Here is a 5505-nt window from a genome sequence, read left to right on the forward strand (position 1 = left end):
CCCAACGCGTAGGCGGTACCGCCGCCGCACTGAACACCCCCCAGGAAGGAAACCCACCCCCATGAAACTCGTCACCTTCACAACCGCAGATTCAAGCCCGACAGTCGCATCCAACAGTTTCGGCGACTCACAGGTGAAGCCACTGTCAGGCGACTCACCCCACGCACGCTGACCACCGAGAGTAAGGAGCTTTGAAGGTGATCGCCCGCAATCAGGAATCGGATGGCATGAACATCGACTGGAATGTGCCCATCGAAGTCAGCGACGGAATTACGCTGCGCGCAGATGTTTTCCGGCCGGTGGGCGACGGCAAGTTTCCAGTGCTGATGACTTACGGACCCTATGCCAAGGGTTTGTCGTTCCAGGAGGGATATCCCGCACAGTGGCAAAACCTCATGGCCAACCATCCGGAAGTCGCGGATGGCACGAGTTCTCGGTATGCGAACTGGGAGACCTGCGATCCAGAGAAATGGGTGCCCGAGGGATACATCTGCATTCGGGTCGACTCGCGAGGTACTGGCATGTCACCAGGCGTCATCGACCCCTTCAGCCCTCGCGAGGTCCAGGACTATTACGAGTGCATCGAGTGGGCAGCCAAACAAGACTGGAGTACTGGCAATGTCGGCTTGCTCGGAGTCTCGTACTACGCAATGAATCAGTGGCAGGTTGCCGCGAAACGACCGCCGCACCTGAAGGCGATTTGTCCGTTCGAGGGAGCCTCCGATCTGTACCGCGATGCAGTGCGCCACGGCGGCATTCTGTCCACTTTTTGGATCAGGTGGTATCCGGTCCAGGTGACGAGTGTCCAAAACGGCTTGGGCGCACGCGGCCGAGTGAGTGCTATCACCGGAGATCCCATCGCCGGCTTCGAAGCGTTGCCTGACGACGTTCTTGCGGCAAATCGGAGAGATCTCCGTGCAGATCAACTCAGCCATCCACTGCTAGACGATTGGTTCAAGGAAAGGAACGCCCGTCTAGAAGACATTGAGGTGCCCGTCCTGTCCTGTGGCAACTGGGGCGGGCAAGGCCTTCATCTGCGGGGGAACGTGGAGGGTTTCGCACGCGCAGGGTCCGAACAGAAGTGGCTGGAGATGCATGGCCGCGAGCACTGGACTGAGTTTTACACCGATTATGGAATCAAGCTCGAAAGGGAGTTCTTCGATCACTTCCTCAAGGGTATCGACAACGGCTGGGACCGCCGGCCTCCTGTTAAATTGCAGGTCCGGACTGTCGACGGTTTCGTTGAACGAGACGAACACGAGTGGCCGCTGGGACGCACGGAGTGGACCCGTCTGCACCTGGACAACGGCGCTGGGACGTTGGCCCCGTCGGCGGTGCCAACGACGTCCTCACGGTCATTCGCCGCCGCCGAGGAAACGTTGGACTTCGCCACCGGCGAGTTCAGCGAAACAACGGAGCTGACCGGTCCTTTAGCCGTGCGCCTTTACATAGCGTCGTCGACAACCGACGCGGACATCTTCGTCACGTTGCGGCTCTTCTCACCAGACGACGAGGAGGTGCTGTTTGTCGGCGCATCGGACCCCAACGGTCCGGTTGCTCAAGGTTGGCTTCGAGCCTCACACCGTGAGATCGATGCCGCTCTAGGTACTCCGTGGCAGCCCGTGCATACTCATCTCAGTCAAGAGCCCCTTGTTCCGGGCGAGATCTGCGCCCTGGATATCGAGCTATGGCCTACGTCAATAGTTGTCCCACAGGGTTATTCCCTCAAATTGACTGTCGGCGGGCGCGACTTCGATAACGGACTACCGAGCCCACGCCCGTTGCTGTACGGGGTCGAGCAGCGCGGCTCGTCGGTTTTTCTGCACGACGACGAAGACGACCGGCCGGCTGAGATATTCGGCGGCCGCACGACCGTTTACACCGGCGGTGAGTACGACTCTTACATTGTCCTGCCCGTCGTTCCCTGATTCCTCTTTGTCGGCCCGACCGATCTCCGCTAGCCGCAGCTTTCGCTGTTGGCCCGTAAGGCCCGGGGTCCGGTCAAATGGCTGGAGACACGGCCGGATTCGTCAAGATCGGACAACGAGATGCGTCGTCGATGTCGGGCGGAATGAACTGAGGCGCGACAGACTCGCGCTTCATCCACAATGGAGAGTCAGCAAAACTGCCTTCCGTGCAGGCGCTTGCATCCTTCCGGCGGAAGGACATCGAACCAGCGACAATCCGACCTCATCGCGGAACCGAACTTAGTTCAATTGCGCACGCAGCGCGGCGGTTCCGAAACCCTCCACCGACTGTCGGTAGAACAACTTGGCCAGCGTTTCGGCCGAAACCCGACCGGCCGGATCGAACCACTGATAGGTCCAGTTGCACATACCGAGAATCAGCATCGCGGTGAGGAACGAGTCGTCCACGGCGAACTCGCCTGCTTCGCGACCATCGTCAAGCACGGTGATCAACATTTCGCGGTATTCGTTGCGCTTGCCGGCGATTTCGTGCTGGATCTCGGTCGGAAGTTCGCGGAAGTGTTCAAAGAAGATTCGGAGATGGCCCGGGTGTGACTCCATGAGCGAGATGAGGTCGGTCATGATGGCCAGCAGCATTTGCGACGGAGGCAATTCGCCGGCTGCCACCCGCTCACGCTGCTTATCGAGGATCAAGTCGATCATCTCTTGATGGATCTCGACCAGCAGGTCGTCCTTGCTGGTGAAGTAGTAGTACAGCGAGGCCTTCCGAACTCCTACCGCGTCGGCGATGGCTTCCATCGATGTCTCGTGGTATCCGCGGTCCTCAAACAACCTCGCAGCGATGTCCATGATCTGCGCGCGCCGCTTGCGGCCGCGTACTCCCGGAGTGGCAAGAGTCTTCGGCTGGTTGGGTAAGACGCTCAACGCGGGCCTCCTTCGGAACCAATTGATGGCCTCGGCACCGCCAAGGCTATCGACATCCAGCACACTTTCACGTACTGGCCGGCGAGCGTAATCCACTCGATCACCTGATCCGGGCTTCCTGCGGCGCTCAGACCCTCCCACAGCCTGTCGTCCATCTCGTTGCTGATGGCCGCATCAGCCAGTCGAATCGCCAAGCCGTCGTGCTCATGGGACATCAGTTGACCCGTACGGATACCGAGCAAATCCGCCTGGTTCAAACCCGCCGCCTGGGCAAACAGCACGACGTGGACATCCCATTCCGGCCAGCACCCAGCGCGGGCGCAGATCCGCAGAACAACGATCTCGCGGAACCTGACCGGCGATGTGCCAGTCAGGGCATTCCGCGTCTCTGACCGTAACTCAGCCAGCACCGCCGGCTGGGCTGCCACCGCCGCAAACAACGGTATGGGTATGCCCCCCGGCAATCGGTAGTGCCGCAGGTCGTGCTGCCATCGCGGGTCATCGGAGGGCAGGAGTCCGCAGCGAGCAGCCATTACGCACCGACCGTGACCGCGGGCAGAATCGGAGCTTCGGTGGCGTTCTGGACTTCATTGAAGTCCTTGTCGCCGAGCAGCTCCACCAGACGCAGACCGTCTTCGTCGATGTCCAGCACCGCGAGATCGGTCACGATCCGGTGGACCACCGCGAGCCCGGTCAACGGCAGTGTGCAGTTCTGCATGATTCGCGGCTCACCCTTTCGGGTGACATGTTCCATGCCTACGAGCACTCGGCGAGCACCGTGGACGAGGTCCATCGCCCCGCCCATGCCCTTCACCACGCTTCCCGGGATGCTCCAGCTCGCGAGGTCGCCGCGGCTAGACACCTGCATGGCCCCCAGCACGGCGACGTCGATATGTCCACCGCGGATCATCGAGAACGACACAGCCGAGTCGAAAAACGACGCACCCGAGACCGTGGTGACGGTCTCTTTGCCGGCGTTGATGAGGTCAGCGTCCACAGCGTCCACATCGGGGTACGGCCCAACGCCGAGTATGCCGTTTTCGCTCTGCAGGAAAAGTGTCATGCCCTCTGGAATGAAGTTGGGTACCAACGTCGGAAGGCCGATGCCCAGATTCACGTACTGACCATCTCGTAGCTCGGCGGCTACTCTGGCTGCGATGCGCTCGCGCTGCGGGTTCACGCCGACACCTGCGCAAGCCGCGTCGTCACGCGGTCGATGCGTTTATCGGCTTCCGCCGGTACCGCCACCACCGCCTGAACAAAGATGCCGGGCAAATGCACCTCATCGGGATCGAGTTCGCCGGCGGCGAGAACGTGTTCGGCCTCCACGACGGTGAAACGTCCGGCCATGGCGCACAACGGGTTGAAGTTGCGTGCACTCTTGCGGAAGACCAAGTTGCCGTAGACATCCGACTTCCAGGCGCGCACCAGTGCGAAGTCAGTGGTGATGCCATGTTCGAGAACGTACTCGCGCCCATTGAAGGTTTCGATCCGCTTCGGCGGGCTTGCGACGGCCACCTGGCCCTCACCGTCGTAGCGCCACGGCAAGCCGCCATCTGCGATGACGGTGCCGATGCCGGCCGGCGTGAAGAAGGCCGGAATCCCCGCTCCACCTGCGCGAAGCCGCTCCGCCAGTGTCCCTTGCGGAATCAACTCGGTTTCCAATTCGCCGCCGAGATAGCGGCGCACGAACTCCTCGTTTTCTCCCACATACGACGCTGTCAGCCGCGCTATCTGACCCGCTTCGAGCAGACGACCCAGGCCCCAGCCGTCGGTTCCGCAGTTATTCGACACGATGCGCAAGTCGCGCGCCCCGTGGGCGATGAGTTCATCAATCAGCACGCTCGGAATACCGCACGAGCCGAACCCGCCGACGGCGATGGTGGCGCTGTCCGGGATGGACCGAATCACTAATGCGGGATGGTCGAGGACCTTGGACACCGTTTGCTCTTCCTACTTAAGTCTGTCTGATCTAACGGTTGACATGAGATGACTGGTTGCTAGTCTACCTTCCAGACGGTAGAAAAGGAACCCTATGACTAGCACCCCTCAAGCCGCAACAGTCGCACCGGCACTGCTGCGCGGCCTATTTGACGATGCCATCGACATGGCGGTCCGCGGCTTCGCGTCTGCAGCCGACATCGATACCGCGATGCGGTTGGGCGCTGGGCACCCGGCCGGCCCGTTCGAGCTGCTCGCAGCGCGCGGCGAGGTCGCCGCGCCAGAGCCGGGCCCGCCGTCGGCGTTCGATACCGCAATTGCGTGGTCGGGACGAGTCGCGGTCGTTGGTACAGGACTGATGGCCACCGGCATCGCCGAGTGCTTCGCGAAAGCGGGTGTGCAAACGACGCTATTGGGCCGCAGCGAGGACTCGTTGGAGAGGGCGCGCGGCGCCCTGCAACGCAGTGTGGCTCGCGCGGTTCAGCGCGGCCGCCTCGATGAAGCGACCGCCGCCGCGCTGGCGAATGTCCACGTGACCAAAGACATCGCCGATGTCTGCGACTGCGATCTGATCATCGAGGCGGTGGCCGAAGATCTCAAGATCAAACACGCTGTCCTTCGACGCCTCGACGGTGCGCTGCCCAAAACCGTCTGGTTGGCCACCAACACCTCGTCCTACACCGTCGGCGACATCGCCTCCGCGATCGACACC

6 protein-coding genes are annotated in these 5505 nt (G+C 61.5%); 2 read left to right on the forward strand and 4 right to left on the reverse strand.

What is annotated here, in order from left to right:
* Positions 1-197: 197 nt before the first annotated feature.
* Positions 198-1928: a CocE/NonD family hydrolase gene (locus VFG33_RS40635; protein ID WP_325058386.1), complete on the forward strand. Its 1731-nt coding sequence runs from the start codon at positions 198-200 to the stop codon at positions 1926-1928.
* Positions 1929-2207: 279 nt separating this feature from the next.
* Here the strand turns inward: VFG33_RS40635 and VFG33_RS40640 are convergent, their stop codons facing one another.
* From VFG33_RS40640 to VFG33_RS40655, 4 genes are all read right to left on the reverse strand, one after another.
* Positions 2208-2852, reverse strand: coding sequence for a TetR/AcrR family transcriptional regulator (locus VFG33_RS40640; RefSeq protein WP_325058381.1), 645 nt, complete (start codon positions 2850-2852; stop codon positions 2208-2210).
* On the reverse strand, positions 2849-3280 hold the full coding sequence (locus VFG33_RS40645; RefSeq protein WP_325058382.1) for a carboxymuconolactone decarboxylase family protein: 432 nt from the start codon (positions 3278-3280) through the stop codon (positions 2849-2851). The genes VFG33_RS40640 and VFG33_RS40645 overlap by 4 nt, the downstream gene beginning before the upstream one ends.
* 104 nt (positions 3281-3384) lie before the next feature.
* Positions 3385-4032: a 3-oxoacid CoA-transferase subunit B gene (locus VFG33_RS40650; RefSeq protein ID WP_325058383.1), complete on the reverse strand. Its 648-nt coding sequence runs from the start codon at positions 4030-4032 to the stop codon at positions 3385-3387.
* A complete protein-coding gene (locus tag VFG33_RS40655; protein ID WP_325058384.1) occupies positions 4029-4793 on the reverse strand; it encodes a CoA transferase subunit A in 765 nt (254 codons plus the stop codon). The genes VFG33_RS40650 and VFG33_RS40655 overlap by 4 nt, the downstream gene beginning before the upstream one ends.
* A 94-nt stretch (positions 4794-4887) precedes the next feature.
* On the opposite strand from VFG33_RS40655, the gene VFG33_RS40660 reads away from it, so the two are divergent.
* Positions 4888-5505: 3-hydroxyacyl-CoA dehydrogenase family protein (locus VFG33_RS40660; protein WP_325058385.1), on the forward strand; the 618-nt coding region annotated here is incomplete at its 3' end.

Source organism: Kribbella sp., from assembly GCF_035687465.1.
Taxonomy (GTDB): domain Bacteria; phylum Actinomycetota; class Actinomycetes; order Propionibacteriales; family Kribbellaceae; genus Kribbella.